This is a genomic window from Rudanella lutea DSM 19387 (assembly GCF_000383955.1).
Lineage (GTDB): Bacteria > Bacteroidota > Bacteroidia > Cytophagales > Spirosomataceae > Rudanella > Rudanella lutea.
In genome coordinates, this window is sequence record NZ_KB913013.1 from 2,968,286 (window position 1) to 2,984,944 (window position 16,659).

Below are 16,659 nucleotides of genomic sequence, written 5' to 3' on the forward strand. Positions count from 1 at the left end.
GCGAATGAGTGAATGAGCGATTGAGTGAATAGGTAAGCAAGCGTTTTCGTCAGTGGCTACCTTCAACGCATTCGCTCATTCACTCATTCACTCATTCACTCATTATGAAACGCCGAAATGCCCTCAAAACCCTCACCGGCAGTGCCTTCACGCTGTCGCTGACCGACGCCCTCGCTAACCCGATGGAAACAACTCCCGCTATGCCTGCCCTGAAGGGAAACATTCGCCACTCGGTAAGCCGGTGGTGCTACGGCAGTATCCCGCTCGAAGAGCTCGCCGAGGGCTGCAAGGCCATTGGCATTGAATCTATCGAGCTGACCGGCCCCAAAGAGTGGGAAGTGTTGAAGAAATACGGCCTTACCTCGGCCATGGGACAGCCCGATGCCTGGCCCAAAGGATTGGGGCTGCCCAGCTGTTTCAACAACCCCAAAAACCACGATGCGCTGGTGGCCCTGTACACCGAGCTCATTCCGCAGGCGGCAAGTATGGGTGTTAAAAACCTCATCACCTTTTCGGGCAACCGCAACGGCCTGGGCGACTACGAGGGTCTGCTCAACTGCCAGGCTGGTCTGAAAAAGATCATGCCCATTGCTGAAAAGCACGACGTGACCATCACTATGGAACTGCTCAGCTCGCGCGATAGCCACCCCGATTACCAGTGCGACAACCCGCAGTGGGGAGCCGTATTGTGCGAAATGGTAGGCTCACCCAAGTTCAAGCTGTTGTACGACATTTTCCACATGCAGAGTATGCAGGGCGACCACATCCGCAACATCCGTCGGTATGGGCAGTATTTCAGCCACTACCACACGGGCGGCATGCCCGGTCGCCGGGAAATCGACGAGACGCAGGAGATTTATTACCCAGCCATTGTGAAAGCGATTGTGGCCACCGGCTACAAAGGGTTTATCGGGCAGGAATACATGCCGACCCCCAAAGACAAGGCCGGTATGCTCGAATCGCTCAAAAAAGGGGTTCAAATCTGCGACGTGTAGTCAAAGGCCTACGTACACATTCAAAACAGCCCGGCACCAGCTGGGCTGTTTTGCTTTTTTCCCGGATGTACTTGTAAATTTTGCGGATAGGCAGGCGTAAAAACGGCCCTCCTTACGCCTTTGATAGCAAAGCACCAGACAACCTCGGTGGTTCGTAAATCGGTTTGGGTTCGATACCCTGTTGGGGAAGCCCAAAACCAGAAACGACAAACCAGAAACCACAGTAGAGCACCATGAAGCCGAAACATTTGCTGATCGGGGGTTTGGGTACGGTAGTCCTGCTGTCCTCCTTTTCCATGTTGGGGGTTTTCGAGCAAAAAGTCGACTATAATACCCAGATCAAGCCCATTCTGAACAAGCAGTGCATTGCCTGTCATGGCGGGGTAAAAAAGACGGCGGGCTTCAGCCTGTTGTTCCGGCACGAAGCCCTTGCCCCCACCAAATCGGGCAAACCCGCTATTGTTCCCGGCGACGCCGACGCCAGCGAAATGATTCGCCGACTCACGCTCGACGATCCCAAAGAGCGGATGCCTCTCGATGGCCCGCCCCTGAGCGAAGAAGAAATCCAGTTGCTGCGCGATTGGGTCGATCAGGGTGCCGAATGGGGCGACCATTGGGCCTATACGCCCGTCGAGAAACCCGAAGTCCCCCGACTGGGCTCGTTCTGGAACCGCCTGGGTATTTCTATTCCGGGCATGGCCGAGAGCGACGAAACAACCTGGGCGAAAAACGAAATCGATCATTTTGTGCTCGACGGCCTCCGTACCGTTCGGGATACCACCACCGACGCCGAGCTGGCTAAAACCCTGCGCCCGTCGGCCGAGGCAAGCCGTGCTACTCTACTCCGTCGGGTTTCGCTCGACCTCACGGGCCTGCCACCAACCCCCGAACAGGTGAGCGCGTTTGTCCGTGATACATCGCCCGATGCCTACGAGAAACAGGTCGACCGGCTGCTCGCTTCCTCGGCTTACGGCGAAAAATGGGCCGGTATGTGGCTCGACCTCGCCCGGTATGCCGACACTAAAGGCTACGAACGTGACCCCGGCCGGCAAATCTGGCGCTACCGCGACTGGCTCATCAAAGCCTTTAACGACGATAAGCCCTACAATCTCTTCCTGACGGAGCAGCTCGCGGGCGACCTGATGCCCAACCGCGACCCGGTTACGGGCCTTCCGCCCGACGATCAGCTCGTGGCGACCGGGTTTCACCGCAACACCATGAACAACGATGAAGGGGGCACCCAGGACGAGGAGTTTCGGGTAGCCGCCGTGATCGACCGGGTCAACACCACCTGGGATGTGTTTGGAGGTACCACCTTTGCCTGCGTGCAGTGCCACAGCCACCCTTACGACCCCTTCACGCACGAAGAGTATTACAAATACATGGCGTTTTTCAACAACACCCGCGACGAAGACGTCACGACCGATACGCCAACCCTTCGTTTCTACAAAGACAAAGACTCGGTGCGGGTGCAGGAACTTTACAGCTGGATGGGTCGGCTGGCCCCGCCCGGCCAAACGGCTCAACAACGCCAGTTTTTGCGGACACTGGAGCCTAAATTCAACTCGCACGCGCTCGATCAGTACCAGAAAGCCTCCTTACTCGACGCTAAATTTTTCGGGATTTTGCACGAGGGCTCCGGGCGATTACCCAACGTGACCCTGACCGGGCAAAACCGGCTCCTGCTGGCCTGGTCGAACGAAACACCCGGCGCTACGCTCACCATCCGGCGCGATAGCCTCAACGGCCCCGTGCTGGTGAGCCTGCCCGTACCAGCACCCGCCCGCGATACCGTTCAGATCTTTCCGATACCCGAAGTAGCCGGGCGGCACAACCTGTTTTTTCGGCTCGATAACCCTAAAGGCGGCAACAAATGGGTGAGCATCAAATGGATTGCCTTTCAGCGCGCCATGCCCGGCCAACCCGCCGACCGGCTGGGGGCTATTGAAACGGAATACGCGCTGTTGCTTAACAAACGCCCCCAATCAACGCCAATCCTGCTCGATGGCACCGGCGACCTCGCCCGGGCTACGCAGGTATTTGATCGGGGCAATTGGCTCGTTAAAACCAAACGCGTACAGCCCGACGTACCCAAATCTATTCTGCCCCTCGCGCCCGGCCTGCCCCGCAACCGACTAGGCCTTGCCCGCTGGATGACCGACCGAAAACACCCCCTCACGGCCCGCGTAGCCGTCAATCGGTTTTGGGAACAGTTGTTCGGTACGGGCCTGGTCGAAACCGTTGAAGACCTCGGAACACAGGGCAGCACGCCCACACACCGCGCCTTGCTCGATTACTTAGCCGCCGAGTTTATGGAAACCGACGGCTGGCGGGTAAAGAAAATGCTCCGGCGCATGGTGCTTTCGGCTACGTACCGGCAGCAATCGGCGGCCTCAGCGGCTCTGGTTGCGGCCGACCCCACCAACAAATACCTCGCACGGGGGCCACGGGTGCGGCTGGCGGCCGAGCAGGTACGCGATCAGGCTCTGGCTGTGAGTGGCTTGCTCAACCCTAAAATGTATGGCCCCAGCGTGATGCCCCCGCAGCCCGACGGTATCTGGCAGTCGCCTTATAACGGCGAAAGCTGGAAACTGAGCGATGCCACCGACCGTAACCGCCGGGCGCTGTACACCTACTGGAAACGCACGGCCCCCTACCCCTCCATGATTACGTTTGACAGCCCGAGCCGCGAGTTTTGTCAGGTTCGGCGGCTTCGTACCAACACACCCCTTCAGGCGCTGGTAACCCTCAACGACCCGGTGTACGTAGAAGCCGCCCAGACCCTGGCCGACTGCGTTCGTGAACAGGCCCGCACACCCGAGGAACAGATCAAAGCCGCGTTTCGGCGGGTGGCCCTGCGTGAAATTGAGCCGCGCAAACTCGCGGTGCTCCTCCGGCTATACCGCAACACGGAGCAACACTACCGGCAACACCCCGACGAGGCTCAGCAACTGATGGGATTCGAGCGGGCAAGCCCGGCTCTGGCTGCCCTCACGGTGACGACCAACACGGTATTGAATCTGGACGAAGTGATTACCAAAGAATAACGATGTGTAATGGGGTTTAGGACAAGTTTTTTGACAGGATTACAGGATGTACAAGATTATTTGGTTCTTCCGAATGTGTAGTGGATGCTTGGCGAAACTGGTAGCTCTGGCCTGACGGCCCTCCGGCCGACCCGGCGGACCGCCAGGCCAGAGCTATACAACTCCACTATAAAATCGGAAGAACCGATTCTTTTTAGGGAAGAAAATCCTGTACATCCTGTAATCCTGTCAAAAAAACTTATCCTAAACCCTGTGTAATGTGTAATGTTTTTAACCACTAATGTACGTATCGGTCGCTGTACTCTGTTTTCAGGCGGCTGTGGGTAGGGTAAGACATGGAAAAGCTTCTCAAAGAACTTCAGCAGGCCGCTTTGCAGCGCGAAACCCGGCGTCATTTTTTCCAGACCTGCTCCACGGGTCTGGGGGCTATGGCTCTTGGCTCCTTTTTGAGTAGTTGCGGCTGGGGAGGTAGCCAAACAGCACCCGCAGCGGGGTTGGCCGGGCCTACCGAACCCATGACACCCCGGCCGGCCCAGTTCAGCCCGAAGGCCAAACGGGTGATTTACATTCACATGGCCGGCTCGCCGAGTCAGCTCGAACTGTTTGATTACAAACCCGAACTGGTCAAATACCACGGCCGCGACTGCCCGCAGGAGCTACTCGAGGGTAAAAAATTTGCGTTTATCCGGGGGATACCCAAAATGCTCGGGCCGCAGGGAAAGTTTGCCCAGTACGGGCAGTCGGGCGCGTGGCTCTCCGATTACCTGCCCCATTTGCAGGGCGTTGTCGACGAAATCAGTTTTCTCAAAGCCATGCACACCGACCAGTTCAACCACGCCCCCGCGCAGTTGCTTATGCACACGGGTAGCGCCCGATTGGGTCGGCCCAGTATTGGCTCGTGGGTTACCTACGGGCTGGGCTCCGAAAACGACGACCTGCCCGGCTTTGTGGTGCTGGCCTCCGGCGGCAAACAGCCCGACGCTGGCAAGTCGGTATGGGGCAGCGGGTTTCTGCCCACGGTGTACCAGGGTGTGCAGTGCCGTACGGATGGCGACCCCGTGCTGTATGTGTCGGACCCGGCCGGTATGAACCGCGATATTCGGAAACAAACCATCGACGCCATCACCGAAATCAACCAGCAGGCTTACAACGAGGTCAACGACCCGGAGATTCTAACCCGAATCAGTCAGTATGAGCTGGCTTTTCGGATGCAGATGTCCGTACCCGACGCCATGGACATCAAAAGCGAGCCGCAGTACATCATGGACCTGTACGGAGCCGACCCCAATGTTGGGTCGTTTGCCCGCAACTGCCTGTTGGCCCGGCGGCTGGTTGAGCGCGGAGTGCGGTTTGTGCAATTGTTCGATTGGGGCTGGGATACGCACGGCACGAGCGCCGACGGGGCCCTCGAAATCGGCCTGAAAAACAAATGCCGGGAGTCGGATCAGGCGGTGGCCGGTTTGCTCAAGGACCTCAAACAGCGCGGCCTGCTCGACGATACGCTTGTGGTGTGGGGCGGGGAGTTTGGCCGCACGCCCATGCAGGAAAACCGCGACGGTCTAACGCTACCGTTTATGGGTCGGGATCACCACCTCGATGCGTTTACGGTCTGGATGGCAGGCGGGGGAGTTCGGAAAGGATTCAGCTACGGCGAAACCGACGATATTGGGTACTATGGCGTGAAAGACAAGGTACACGTACACGATTTGCACGCCACTATTTTGCACCTGTTAGGTTTTGACCATGAACAACTTACATACCCTTTTCAGGGCCGCTCGTTTCGCCTGACCGATGTCGCCGGGAAAGTGGTAAAACCTATACTTGCTTAGCGAAAAAGTACAAATTCTTGACCGAATGCTAAGTAAATAGTGAAACAAACGTAATTTTGTTATCGTTTAACAAATTCAACCTCCTGTTTTTGTTTGTTTTAAACCATATGAAACAAGCCATCTATGTGTTGGTAGCAATGTCGCTGCTATCATCCTGCGTTAGCAAGAAAAAACTGACTCAATTGCAGTCAAGCTACAATGAATTAGAGAACGCCCGTAACAAGGCAGTTGCTGATTTGAGCGACTGTGACCGCAAGTTGACGGGCCTCCAGTCGGACCTGCGTACCCGTGACACGGATCTGGCCACCAACAAAACCCGGATCGCCGAACTGGAATCCCAACTGGCTGACCTGCGCAAGAACAATAACAGCCTGATCGACCGGATGGCCGATCTGTCGGTAGTAAGCAAGCAAGGTGCCGAGAGCATCAAGAAATCGCTTGAAGTACTGAACGAGCAAACCAAGCAGGTAAACAACCTGAACCAGTCGATTCAGCGGAAAGACTCACTGAACCTGGCCCTGGTAATGAGCCTGAAGCGGTCACTCGCCGATGTAAACGATCAGGACATTCAGGTAGAGGTTAAGAAAGGCGTTGTGTACGTTTCGATTGCCGACAAACTGCTGTTCGCATCGGGCCGGTACGAAGTGAACAAAGCGGCTGAGGCCGTTCTGGGCAAAGTAGCGTCGGTAGTAAATGACCACAAAGAGCTGGACGTTCTGGTACAGGGCCACACAGACGTTGTCCCCATCGCGGGTGAGTTTGTGAAAGACAACTGGGACCTGAGCGTAATGCGCGCTACATCGGTTGTTCGGTTGCTGCAAAGCAAGTTCAGCGTAGCTCCTGAGCGTCTGACGGCCGGTGGCCGGGGCGAGTACGAGCCTAAAGATGATAACGCTACCGCAACGGGTCGGAAAACGAACCGCCGGACGGAGATCATCCTGACGCCGAAACTCGATCAGTTCTTCAACCTGCTTACGGCTGGTCAGGGCAAATAAGCCCATCCTTCCCAATACAAAAGCGGCCCCGCCATAGTCGGGGCCGCTTTTTTGGTTTCCGCCAGTTGCATCGTTGGCGATTGTGTGGCAATTTCCCGGATAAACTCTTACGCTATGCTTGCGACTGCTACCCGTACCCTACTACTTCATCTACTTTTACTGCTTTCTCCCCTGCTTCTTCGTGCCCAAACCATTACTTCGTTTACCAACGGGATGGAGAAGCGACCGGGTTTTCTGACATTTTACTGGGACGCGAAAAAAGGCAAAATCTGGCTCGAAATAAACCGGTTCAATCAGGAACTGCTGTACTACCCTACGCTGGCACAGGGCGTCGGCTCCAACGACATTGGCCTCGACCGGGGGCGGCTGGGGCAGGAACACGTCGTTCAGTTTCAGCGGAGCGGCAATCGTGTGCTGCTTATCGAAACCAACTACGGCTACCGCGCCCTCAGCCCCGACTCGCTGGAGCGCCGGGCCGTAGCCGAATCGTTTGCGCAGTCGGTGCACGGGGGGTTTGAGATTGTGGCCGAAGAGAGCGGAGCCGTGCTGGTCGACTTTACCCCGTTTCTGCTTCAGGATGCCGTGGGAGCCATTCAAGCCATCGCCCAAACCCGGCAGGGTACGTTCCGTATCGACCCAAACCGGTGCGCGCTATACCTGCCCCACAGCAAGGCATTTCCGCAAAACACCGAATTTGAAGCCACCATTACCCTCACCGGCGACGCCCCCGGCCCGTACCTGCGCGAGGTGGTGCCTACCCCAACCATCGTAACCATGCGGCAGCACCACTCGTTTGTGCAACTCCCCGACCTCACGGCCTCCGATGCGTACAAACCCCGCGTGATGGACCCTCGTTCGGGCTATTTCGGTATCGATTTCTTTGATTATGCCTCGCCGTTTAGCCAGCCCATCAGCAAACGGTACATTGCCCGCCATAAATTACAAAAGAAAGACCCCTCGGCCCCCATCAGCGACCCCGTTGAACCCATTGTGTACTACATGGACCCCGGCGCCCCCGAACCCATTCGATCGGCCCTGATGGATGGTGCCAAGTGGTGGAATCAGGCTTTTGAAGCGGCCGGTTATCGCAATGCGTTTCAGGTGAAACTACTCCCGCCCGATGCCGACCCGATGGATGTCCGCTATAATCTGGTTCAGTGGGTACACCGCTCTACGCGCGGGTGGTCGTACGGGGCCAGCATCACCGATCCCCGCACCGGCCAAATTCTGAAAGGTAAAGTAACGCTCGGCTCGCTACGGGTTCGGCAGGATTACCTCATTGCACAAGGGCTGGTGGGCAGTTTCGATACCAACGGCGCCGACACCACCGAAGCCGTACAAATGGCACTGGCGCGGCTGCGGCAACTGGCTGCCCACGAAATTGGGCACACCCTCGGCCTGCCCCACAACTATGCCGCCAGTGTAAATAGCCGGGCCTCGGTTATGGATTATCCACACCCACAGGTGGATATCGTGGATAACGCGGGCAAACCTAAACTCTCATTGGCCAACGCCTATACCACCGAAATTGGTGAGTGGGACAAAGTAGCTATTGCCTACGGGTATCAGCATTTTCCGAAAGGAACCAACGAAAAGGCCGAACTCGACAAAATTATTACCAATTATATCGGGCGCGGCCTCAAATACCTGAGCGATCAGGACGGGCGGCCCGAAGGCGGGGCTCACCCCCAAACGCACCTCTGGGACAACGGCACCGATGCAGTAACCGAACTGAACCGGGTGATGAGAATCCGGCAGATCGCTCTGAATCAGTTTAGTGAGAAGAAAATCCCGGTCGGCACGCCCATGGCTAACCTGGAGGAAGTATTGGTGCCGCTGTATATGTTTCATCGGTATCAGGTCGAAGCGGCCGTGAAAGTGCTGGGTGGCCTCGATTACACCTACGCGACCCGGGGCGATGGCCAACTCGTTACGCAGGTGGTACCCGCCCAAACGCAACGGCAGGCCCTGAGCAGCCTCATAAACACCTTAATGCCGACAAATCTGGCTCTTCCGGAACCGATTCTGAAGCTTATTCCGCCCCGCGCTTACGGGTTCAACGCCAATCCCCGCGAGGTATTTAAACGCCGAACGGGTATCACGTTCGACCCGCTGGGCCCGTCCGAAGCCGCGATTAACCTGACGCTCCGGCTTTTGCTCAATCCTGAGCGGTGCGCCCGGCTCATCAATCAGCAGGCGCTGGACCCGCAACAACCCGGCATGAGCGAACTGGTCAGCGCACTGATGGGACAGGCGTTTGGTATGCGCCTGACAGGGCAGTACAACCATAGCGACCAGATTCAGTTGCTACTGCGACACAAGCTTGTAGAGAGTCTTATCGGGCTGGCTACCAACAAAGACAGCGACGCACGGGTGCGCGAGGTAGCGCACAACAGGCTCATGACCATCAAGAAAAACTACCTGCGTGGCCGCTCAACCGAGGTAGAGCACAAGACCGATTTGCAATACCGAACGTCGAACCGAAACCCCGGCTACCTGCGCTGGATGATTCGTCAATACGAACAAAACCCGCAACAGGCCCCGGTGGCCACTACGTCGCTCGTTGCTCCCGACGGAGCCCCCATCGATCCCGGTCAGGAGTGGCTCGATGGCTGTAGCTGGCATTGAGTCGGTTTTCGGTAGCTTGTTTTGCCGTTCGCATCCCGAACAGCTCGCAATAACTGGGGCTATTCGGGATGCGGGCGTTTACAGCTCTGCCAAAGCGGGATCTACGGCTTCGGTACAGCGTGTATCCGCGTTCTGTTTACATCAATATGCAAAGCCTAACGAATTGGCACACGAATGACACGCATCAGGCAGATTGTCGCAGATTAACTAGCGAAAAGAAATCATCTCCGCGATGCATGTTTATGGAAGGATAGCTCATCACGCACGTTAATTCTGAAAATTTTTGATCGGTTGGAACAATTCACTCCATTTAGATGTATATACATTAAATGTAATTACACAGAACAACTTCTTACATCTCATGGCAACCGCAACTACCACCTGGGTCATCGACCCTTCACACTCAGAAGTACAGTTCAAAGTAAAGCACCTGATGGTGTCAACCGTGACCGGCTCGTTTGGGCAGTACGACGGTAAAATTGAAACAACCGGCGACGACTTCGAAAACGCAAACGTTTCGTTCTCAGCCGAAATTGATAGCATCAGCACGGGCAACGAACAGCGCGACGGTCACCTGAAGTCAGCTGATTTCTTCGACGCAGCGGGTTTCCCTCAGCTCACGTTTGTATCGACAAGCATGAAGAAAACCGGCGACGACACGTACGAGCTGCACGGTGATCTGACCATGCGCGGTGTAACGAAACCCGTAACGCTGAAAGCCGAGTACGGCGGCCAAATGGTTGACTTCTACGGTCAGACCAAGGCTGGCTTCGAACTGGCTGGCGTAGTAAAGCGTAAAGAATTTGGCCTGAGCTGGGATGCCGTCACCGAAGCCGGTGGGGTAGTTGTCAGCGACGACGTTCGGCTGGTGCTGAACATTCAGGTGACCAAGCAGGCATAAGCTTTGTTTATTGTTTCTGGTTTAGCGTTTGTTGTTAAGCTACGCACCCGGCTTGTTGGGGAAACTACCCAACTGATACCTGAAGAATAAATACGATCCCTACAGATGGCTTATCAAGAGTCTCTGTAGGGATTTTTATTGGCGCACCAGCCCATGCAATACCCCGGCCAGAAGTATCTATTTTGTCTGGTATTTTCTAAATTTGTTTCTATTTTGGACAAAACCCCATTGCGGCATTCTCTCCGACTTTAGCACTTCATACGTATGAACTTCAACCCCATCATGCTGGCGATCCCGTTCTTCTTTCTGGCAATGGGTATCGAGATCTGGCTCGACCGCTACCGGCAAACCAAGCTGTACCGGCTCAACGATAGTATCACCAATCTAAGCGCGGGTACCTCGCAACAGGTGGTCGGCATTTTTCTGAAAGTGATTACGTTGGGGCTTTACGAAGCGGTACACGCCAATTTTGCCCTGTTTCAGGTGCCGCATACCTGGTGGAGTTGGATTCTGGCGTTTGTGCTTTACGACCTGTGCTATTACTGGGCGCACCGGCTGAGTCACGAGATCAACCTGTTCTGGAGCGGGCATGTGGTACACCACCAAAGCGAAGAGTACAATCTCTCGGTGGCGCTACGCCAAAGCTGGTTTCAGGGTGTCTGGACGGCGCCGGTTTACCTGCCCATGGCCTTGCTGGGTTTCGACACCACGCAACTGCTGGTAGTGGGCGGTATCAACCTGATCTACCAGTTCTGGATTCATACCGAAATGATTGACCGCATGGGCGTGCTGGAGTGGGTTATGAACACCCCCTCGCACCACCGCGTACACCACGGGCGCAACCCCAAATACATTGATAAAAATCACGGGGGCACGTTTATTATCTGGGATCGGCTGTTTGGTACGTTTCAGGTTGAGGAAGAACGACCCGTGTACGGAATCACCACGCCCATCAACAGCTGGAATCCAGTTTGGGCTAACTTCTCGCACTACGAACACATCGGGCATCAGTTACGGAATGCCCCTACCCTGACCGACAAGCTGAAAGTCTTGTTTTACAAACCCGGCTGGGATGCCAAGATGGCGGTTTACCAACCCATTCCCGAAGTCAGCCGGGAGTCGTACCAGAAATTCGACACCGAGGTAGCGCAGGGTGTCAACTATTACGTTCTGTTTCAGTACACGCTGCTGGTGCTGGCAACCTTCCCGTTTCTGCAATTTCAGGCCCAGTTGGGCTGGGGCGAGAAGGGGGCCATTGCTCTGTTGATTGGCATCACAGTGATCAACTTCGGTTTCTTTTTTGAAGGACGTCCGTGGGCGTACCGCTTTGAAGCCTTCCGGCTGCTGGCCTGCACCGGGCTGAGTATCTGGCTGCTTTTGCCCATACCGGCGGGGCTTTGGGTAGCGGGTGCCGTGGGTGGTCTGGGCATTGTTTCGCTGGTCTGGCTGTGGTGGCTGGCCCGTACCGAAGTGAACACGACCGCGCTTAAGCCGGTAAGCCATACCGATACTGTTTCCTGAACTGGAGCGGATTCTGCCCGGTAGCCCGCCGAAATACCCGATTGAAGTACGACAACCCCTCAAACCCGGTGGCAAAACAAGCCTTGGTAACGTTGTGCCGCGATATAAAACCACGTAAAGATTCTATTCAGATGGAAACCATGCAGCCGACGATGGCCCCTGCGGCTACCGTTCCCAACAACGCCCATACGGATATTCCGGGCAACCCCTCGACCGCAACCAGCAGCGCCATTGCCCTCAACGACCGCAGCAACGGAAAACCCTTGCGGGTTCTCTCCGAAGCCGACTGGCAGTTTTGGCAGGAAAACGGCTACATTGTTATCAAACAGGCTGTACCCAGAGAGCAGGCCGAGCGACTGGCCAACCTGCTTTGGGAGTTTGAAGAAAAAGACCCAAATGACCCGGCCACCTGGTACGCTCCACCCCGCGCCGAAATGAAAATGAAGGAGCTAACCAATAGCGGCATGGTTGAACTCTACAACCACCCGTACCAGTGGGATAACCGGCAGACGCAGCGCGTTTACGACGCCTTTGTCGACATCTGGGGCGTCGAAGAACTTTGGGTCACCATCGACCGGGCCAACCTGAATTTTCCGGTTCGGCCGGGGCATGAGTTCAAAGGGTTTATCCACTGGGATTATGACCCCGAAACCCGGCCCCAAAACGTGCAGGGCGTACTGGCCCTCGCCGACCAAACCGACGAGAACATGGGCGGTTTTCAATGCATACCTGAGCTGTACCGGACATACGATACCTGGAAACTAACCCAACCCGCCGACCGCGACCGGTTCAAACCCGACACCACCGGCTTCGACTTCGTGAAAGTGAAGATGGAAGCGGGCGACCTGCTGATTTTTAACAGCACCCTTCCGCACGGGATTCGGCCCAACCTCACCACCGATAAGGTGCGCATAGCGCAGTATATCTCGATGATGCCCGCTCAGGAAGATAACGAAGCCCTGCGGCAGTGGCGCATTACCTCGTGGCGCGACCGCGTGGCCCCCGAAGGGTACGCCTTTCCGGGCGACCCGCGCGGCTGGGAGAAAACCCGTTACCAGACCGCTCCCCTATCCCCACTGGGCAAAAAACTACTCGGACTGGATAGCTGGCATTGATTTGCTTTAATGCCATTTTAACAATATCGTCAGATTCTTTTAACGGGCAGGCCGGTAGTTTGGGCCGAAGGCAGGGGGTTCAGAAATGAGCCCCCTGCCTTCGGCCCAATTGTCGTTTATACCAATCCGTTTATCGGTTTCCGAATGCCCGGAAGCCACGTATCATCAGTTATGAAAAAACTGCTTTTTGCCGGGGCTCTGCTGGCTTCCGGGGCCGTGCTCGGCCAGTCCGTTTCGCCTACGCCCGCCCCGCCTGCCAACGATACCATTGTCCGGGTCGCCAAACAGGCCCCGACGCCCGCAGCCGACAAAAACGAGCTTAAGTACAACCTCAACGCATCGGGTACCCATTTTTTTAAGGTCACGTTTCTGAATCAGACCTGGCTTCGGCTCAATCAGAGTAACCCCGGCACAACCGTTATTCAGGAGGCTAAGCCCCAAACCCTCGATATTGGACTTCGCCGAACCCGGATGCAGATGTTCGGGCAACTCAACGACCGCGCGCTCATTTACCTCCAGTTCGGGATGAACAACTTCAATTACCTGAACGGATTTCCCGGTTTCAACACGGCCGGTACGCCCAGCAACCGGAAAATTGCGGCTTTCTTCCACGATGCCGTGGGCGAGTACCTGGTTTTCCGTGATAAGGATTACCTGAAAATAGGCGGTGGGCTCACCATTGTGAACGGCCTCTCGCGGTTTAGCCAGCCGAGCGTCAGCTCCATCATGACGATGGATGTGCCGGTATTTGCCCAGGCCACCGTCGACCAAACCGACGAATTTTCGCGCAAACTAACCGTGTATGCCCGCGGGCAGGTAGGCAAAATCGACTACCGATTTGCCCTGAGCGATCCGTTTCCGATTCAAACCACCGGAGCAACGCCCCCGGCCCTGTCGTCGAACGCAACGTTTGCCTTGAAGGGACATCACAAACAGGTTCAGGGCTTTGTGGCGTATCAGTTTCTGGACAAAGAGACCAATCAGACGCCCGGCTACATGACGGGTACGTATCTGGGCAAAAAACGAATGCTCAACCTGGAGGGCGGGTTCGTCTACCAGAAAAACGCCGTTTGGCACCGCGAAAACGTAGCGGATACCGTGTACCAAAACCTGAATTTGTGGTCGTTAGCCGCTTTTCTGGACATGCCGGTCAGCCCGGCAAACGGTAGCGCCATCAACGCCTATCTGGGCTACTTCCATACCGACTACGGCAAAGACTACCTGCGTTTCAACGGCATTATGAACCCCGCCAGCGGCTCCACCATAACGCTGCCGGGCGCATCAGGTATTCAGGGTAATGCCTTTCCGATGTTCGGAACGGGCAACGTGGTGTACAGCCAGGTCGGGTATCTGCTGCCTCAGGATCTGCTGGGCCGGGGCAACGGCGCCCTCATGCCCTACGCACAGGCGCAGATTGCCCGTTACACCCGCCTGACCCAACCTCTGGGCGTGTACAACATCGGCCTGAACTGGCTCATTCGGGGGCACAACTCAAAAATGACCCTCGACTATCAGAATCGGCCTTACTATGGTGCTTCGGGCACCCAACTCGCCCCGGCCGGTCGACGTGGCCAGCTGACGTTGCAATACCAGGTGTTTATCTGAGCTGCTTTTTTAGGCGGTATCAGGCGTCTTTACAGAGACACAAAGCCGCAAGGGAGTCGATGCCAGACCATCCCTTACGGCTTTAACCGTTTTTAGAAGTTGTCGGAATTAGCCAATCGATACCAATAGCATGCGGATGACACGGATTGGGCAGATGTACGCCGATTACCTGTATCAATCCGCGAAAATGAGCTTAATCGCTGGTATCCGCGGGCCAATTCCTCCATATTGGATTGTACAGCGGTTCTACCGTTCACCATCAAACAAAAAAACAGCATCCGTAACGCGGATGCTGTTTCCCAAATACAAACAAACTTCTGAGAGAATTTAGGGCATTTAACTTGCTACAGAACGATAGACTACCACCAGGCCAAATCACCCTTTACAAGGCAGGTTGCTTCCGACGGGCCGCCAGCGGATGCGTCGATAAGGGTTTGTGCTCATCCAGATTGATGACGTTAAATTGACCGCCAGCCAGCTGGAAATCGCGCTCGTAATTATGCAGGTTCTCCATAACGGTATGGTCTACGTACCGGGCATGGTGCAAATCGACGGTGACGCACTGCCCTTCCTGTTGCGGAATGGTGTCCAACTGCTTTTTGATGCTTAGGTAGTTGGTGAAGACCGCGGCCCCGTTGATCACCAGCGTATGTTGGTTACCGTTCGACTTCATGTATTGGTCGGGATTAAAGAGGTACTTGAGCGGTAACCCCAGCACAACCTGAATAATAAACTCGGCCACAATCCCGACGGCAATACCAATGAGCAAATCAGTAGCAAGGGTTGCAATAATGGTAACCACGAAAACGATAAGCTGCTCCGGTCCGATTTCGTACATGTGCCGAAACTCTTTCGGGTTGGCGAGCCGGAACCCGACCGAGATCAGAATAGCCGCCAAAGCTGCTACCGGAACCAGTTTGATCAACGGTACCAGTGCCACCACAAACACCAGCAAAAAAAGGCCGTGGAAGAAGTTGGCCCAGCGGGTTTTACCGCCGTTGTTGAGGTTGGCCGACGAGCGGGCTACTTCGGAAATCATGGGCAGGCCGCCCAGCAAAGCCGATACCATATTGCCAATACCAACGGCGGTTAGGTCAGCACTCAGGTTCGATTTGCGCTTGTACGGATCGAGCAGGTCGATGGCCTTGCCCGTCAGCAGGGATTCGAGCGAGCCAATGAGGGCAAACATGGCCAAATATTTCAGGGCAATGGGCAACAGGTCGCCGGTCCAGGCCCCAAAATCGACGTTGAGCGCCAGTTTAAACTCACCGGGGTTTACCAGCGGTTTAATATCACCATACTGCCGGGTATCGGAGAGATGGAAGTAAAGACCCAGTGCAATGGCCACGACCAATACAACCAGTGCGGGCGGAATGCGCTTGATAGCCGCGCTTTTGAGCATAGGCCAGCCAAACATAATCAGCAGACTCACAAACCCAATAACGGCCACATGCCACTCCATTGTGGCAATGCTATGGGGCACCATGGCAATCAGTTCGAGGGGTTCCTTGCCTTTCAGATCGGCCGGGTGCGCCCCTACAGCCAGGTGAATCTGCTTCGACATGATGATGATGCCGATGGCAGCCAGCATACCATGCACCGCCGAGAGCGGGAAAAAGTCGGCCAGTTTAGCCACTTTCAGCACCCCAAACAGCACCTGCACAACACCCGCCACCAGAATAACCCCCAGCGCCAGCTTCCAGCCAATCTCTACATTTCCCCGACCGAGCTCTTCGACCGCCCCAGCTACAATCACAATTAAACCAGCCGCCGGGCCTTTGATAGTCGGCTCGGAACCGGCAAAGAAAGCCACGACCATACCGCCCACGATTGCCGTCAGCACGCCCATAATTGGCGGGAAGTTACTGGCCGACGCAATGCCCAGACTAAGGGGCAGCGCAATGAGTGAAACGAGAAAACCAGACAGTAGGTCCGACTGCCAGTTTTGCGTTAAACCGGCAAATCCTTTAGCAGGCACATAATGTGTAGGGGCTTTGGAAGTGGTCTCCATTACGTCAATTTA

At 55.6% G+C, this 16,659-nt stretch carries 11 protein-coding genes; 9 read left to right on the forward strand and 2 right to left on the reverse strand.

Features of this window, described 5'->3' with window-relative positions; all coding sequences use genetic code 11:
- Nucleotides 1-104 precede the first annotated feature (104 nt).
- The 7 genes from RUDLU_RS0112265 to RUDLU_RS0112295 all read left to right on the forward strand — a co-directional run bounded on the left by RUDLU_RS0112265 (nt 105) and on the right by RUDLU_RS0112295 (nt 11,916).
- Nucleotides 105-995 carry a hydroxypyruvate isomerase family protein gene (locus tag RUDLU_RS0112265; protein WP_019988685.1) on the forward strand — a complete coding sequence of 297 codons (891 nt, stop codon included), beginning with the start codon at nt 105-107 and terminating at the stop codon, nt 993-995.
- A gap of 233 nt (nt 996-1,228) precedes the next feature.
- Nucleotides 1,229-4,042 carry a DUF1553 domain-containing protein gene (locus RUDLU_RS0112270; protein ID WP_019988686.1) on the forward strand — a complete coding sequence of 938 codons (2,814 nt, stop codon included), beginning with the start codon at nt 1,229-1,231 and terminating at the stop codon, nt 4,040-4,042.
- A gap of 335 nt (nt 4,043-4,377) precedes the next feature.
- A complete protein-coding gene (locus RUDLU_RS0112275) occupies nt 4,378-5,871 on the forward strand; it encodes a DUF1501 domain-containing protein (protein ID WP_019988687.1) in 1,494 nt (497 codons plus the stop codon).
- A 107-nt stretch (nt 5,872-5,978) separates the two neighbouring features.
- A complete protein-coding gene (locus RUDLU_RS0112280) occupies nt 5,979-6,866 on the forward strand; it encodes an OmpA family protein (protein ID WP_027302995.1) in 888 nt (295 codons plus the stop codon).
- A gap of 114 nt (nt 6,867-6,980) precedes the next feature.
- Nucleotides 6,981-9,494 (forward strand): zinc-dependent metalloprotease, encoded by a 2,514-nt coding sequence (locus RUDLU_RS0112285; protein ID WP_083940569.1) that lies wholly within the window; start codon nt 6,981-6,983, stop codon nt 9,492-9,494.
- Nucleotides 9,495-9,855: 361 nt separating this feature from the next.
- Nucleotides 9,856-10,395: a YceI family protein gene (locus RUDLU_RS0112290; protein ID WP_019988690.1), complete on the forward strand. Its 540-nt coding sequence runs from the start codon at nt 9,856-9,858 to the stop codon at nt 10,393-10,395.
- Nucleotides 10,396-10,659: 264 nt separating this feature from the next.
- The gene (locus tag RUDLU_RS0112295; protein WP_019988691.1) at nt 10,660-11,916 is read left to right on the forward strand and encodes a sterol desaturase family protein; all 1,257 of its coding nucleotides are present in this window, start codon (nt 10,660-10,662) and stop codon (nt 11,914-11,916) included.
- Here RUDLU_RS0112295 and RUDLU_RS29285 read toward each other — a convergent pair.
- Nucleotides 11,882-11,971 carry a hypothetical protein gene (locus RUDLU_RS29285; RefSeq protein ID WP_342663139.1) on the reverse strand — a complete coding sequence of 30 codons (90 nt, stop codon included), beginning with the start codon at nt 11,969-11,971 and terminating at the stop codon, nt 11,882-11,884. The two genes, RUDLU_RS0112295 and RUDLU_RS29285, sit on opposite strands and share 35 nt — an antisense overlap.
- A 76-nt stretch (nt 11,972-12,047) precedes the next feature.
- Here RUDLU_RS29285 and RUDLU_RS0112300 point away from each other — a divergent pair, with 76 nt between their 5' ends.
- Together RUDLU_RS0112300 and RUDLU_RS0112305 are read left to right on the forward strand one after the other, a co-directional pair.
- Nucleotides 12,048-13,031: a phytanoyl-CoA dioxygenase family protein gene (locus RUDLU_RS0112300; protein WP_027302996.1), complete on the forward strand. Its 984-nt coding sequence runs from the start codon at nt 12,048-12,050 to the stop codon at nt 13,029-13,031.
- 171 nt (nt 13,032-13,202) lie between these two features.
- The gene (locus tag RUDLU_RS0112305) at nt 13,203-14,636 is read left to right on the forward strand and encodes a hypothetical protein (RefSeq protein ID WP_019988693.1); all 1,434 of its coding nucleotides are present in this window, start codon (nt 13,203-13,205) and stop codon (nt 14,634-14,636) included.
- A 382-nt stretch (nt 14,637-15,018) separates the two neighbouring features.
- On the opposite strand, the gene RUDLU_RS0112310 is transcribed toward RUDLU_RS0112305, so the two are convergent.
- Complete coding sequence (locus RUDLU_RS0112310; protein WP_019988694.1) at nt 15,019-16,647, reverse strand: SulP family inorganic anion transporter; 1,629 nt, start codon at nt 16,645-16,647, stop codon at nt 15,019-15,021.
- Nucleotides 16,648-16,659: the final 12 nt, after the last annotated feature.